Below are 2,583 nucleotides of genomic sequence, written 5' to 3' on the forward strand. Positions count from 1 at the left end.
ATAACTTTTGTCTTTCTTTCAAACATACAAAAAAAGATCATAAAGCCCTATGAATAAAAGGTTTATTAACGAAAACGTTTTTCCTGTTTGAGTTTATAATTAGAAAACAAAAAATAAACAATATGATAATTTTCAGCGGCTAAAATGACAAATTAATAACTTCTAAATATGTTTGTAAGATTTTTTTTAACTGAAAGAATACACCGTTACACTTAATGGTGGTAAAATAAGTTCTGCCGAAAATTCTCTACCGTCATAAGAAATTGATTCTATTTTTATTGCTTTTGAATTTCCAATACCACTTCCTCCATAAATAGAAGCATCACTATTAAAAATTTCGTTTAGCTTGCCTTTTTTCGGAATTCCAATTCTATAATTTTCTCGTACCACTTGCGTGAAATTGCAGACAACTACTACATTTTCGTCTGGATTATTTCCTTTTCTGATGTAAGATAAAACAGCATTTTGATGATCTGAGTAATTAATCCATTCAAAACCATCATATACAAATTGCTTTTCATACAATGCAGGATAAGATTTATATAAGTGATTCAAATCTGTTATTAATCTTTTTATCCCTGAATGAAAATCATACTGCAGCAAATGCCAATCTAAACATTGTTCAAAATTCCATTCGTTGGTTTGACCAAATTCAGCACCCATAAATAACAATTTTGTTCCAGGATGCGTAAACATATAGCCGTACAACAATCTTAAATTTGCAAATCGCTGCCACTCGTCTCCAGGCATTTTATAAATGAGAGAGTTTTTACCATAAACCACTTCATCATGAGAAAATGGAAGCATAAAGTTTTCAGTGAAAGCATATGTCATTGAAAAAGTCAAGTCATTCTGATGGTATTTTCTATAAACTGTTTCTTTTTGAAAATACTTTAAAGTATCATGCATCCAACCCATCATCCATTTCATTCCAAAACCCAAACCACCAAAAGAAGTTGGTCTTGAAACCATAGGAAACGAAGTGCTTTCTTCTGCAATCGTTTGAACTCCATCAAAGTTAGAATAGATAACTTCATTAAATTCTTTAAGAAAACTAATACTATCTAAATTTTCTCTTCCTCCATAAATATTGGCTTCCCATTCTTCATCTTTTCTAGAATAATCAAGATACAACATCGAAGCAACGGCATCTACCCGTAATCCATCTATATGATAATTTTGAAGCCAGAAAACAGCATTACTAATTAGAAAAGCTCTCACTTCATTTCTTCCATAATTAAAAACTAAGCTTTTCCAATCCGGATGATACCCTTTTCTACGATCTGGATGCTCATATAAATGAGAACCATCAAAGAAACCTAAACCATGTGCATCATCGGGAAAATGAGATGGAACCCAATCTAGAATTACGCCAATTCCTTCTTGATGTAATTTATCGACCAAAACCATAAAATCCTGAGGTTTTCCAAAACGAGAAGTTGGAGCAAAATATCCTGTCAATTGATATCCCCATGAAGGATCGTAAGGATATTCCATGATAGGCATAAATTCGACATGAGTAAAACCGGTTTCTTTAACGTATTTTACTAAATCTTCTGCCAATTCAAGATAACTCAAAAAACGGTTATGATCTGCTCGTTTCCAGGAACCCAAATGCACTTCGTAAACAGAATAAGGCTTGTCTAATGCATTTTTCTGTTTACGATTCTGCATCCAGTTTTCGTCTTTCCATTTATAGTCTAAATCCCAAACTACGGAGGCTGTATGTGGTGGTTTTTCACAATATAAGGCGAATGGATCTGCTTTTTCTGTTACTACACCATTTATATTAGATTGAATTTTATACTTATAAAGAGCTCCTTTAGAAATGTCAGGAATAAATCCTTCCCAAATTCCAGAAGAATCCCAGCGAACATTCAAATTATGCTCCCCTTGGGTCCAATAATTAAAATCACCAACAACCGAAACTGAATGAGCCGTTGGAGCCCAAACTGCAAAATAAACACCTTTAACTCCATTAACTTCAATAAGATGTGCTCCTAATTTTTCGTATAGCTTAAAGTGTTTGCCTGCTTTAAATAAATCTATATCGAAGTCTGTAAATAGTGAATGTGCGATTACTTTACTCATGTTTTGTTTTTAAGGCAATTGGAATTTGGATTTTTAAGTTTTGAGTTTAAAATTTTATTCTATTCTAAAATTATCAGATAATGTTACTCCTTTTTTAATAACGACAATTCCGTCTTTTATACTATATAATTCATTGGTAAAATTGTCTAAATGTTTTCCTCCGCTAATATGAACATTATTTCCAATGCGTACATTTTTATCTACTAAAGCATTTTTGATAAAGCAATTTTCACCAATACCTACATGAATTTTACTGATACTACTTTCATGATTTAATTCATCCAAATCCTGATAAAAATCGTTACCCATTACATAGCAGTTTTCAAGAACAGTTCCTTCTCCAATTCTAGAACGAATTCCAATTACAGAACTTTTTATTTCTTTAGCATTTATAATACATCCCTCAGAAATTAAAGACTGATTAATAATAGAATTTCTAAATTTTGATGGTGGAAGTAATCGAGGTCTTGTGAAAATTTTATTTTCGTTATC

At 31.7% G+C, this 2,583-nt stretch carries 1 protein-coding gene and 1 pseudogene; both read right to left on the minus strand.

Annotation, left to right across the window (positions count from 1 at the left end; genetic code table 11):
• Window positions 1–186: 186 nt before the first annotated feature.
• A complete protein-coding gene (gene glgB, locus VGE71_RS18815; RefSeq protein WP_331139679.1) occupies window positions 187–2,091 on the minus strand; it encodes a 1,4-alpha-glucan branching protein GlgB in 1,905 nt (634 codons plus the stop codon).
• 54 nt (window positions 2,092–2,145) lie between these two features.
• Window positions 2,146–2,583, minus strand: a pseudogene (gene glgC, locus VGE71_RS18820) (glucose-1-phosphate adenylyltransferase); the annotation flags it as partial.

It is taken from the genome of Flavobacterium sp., assembly GCF_036405015.1.
Taxonomy (GTDB): Bacteria; Bacteroidota; Bacteroidia; order Flavobacteriales; family Flavobacteriaceae; genus Flavobacterium.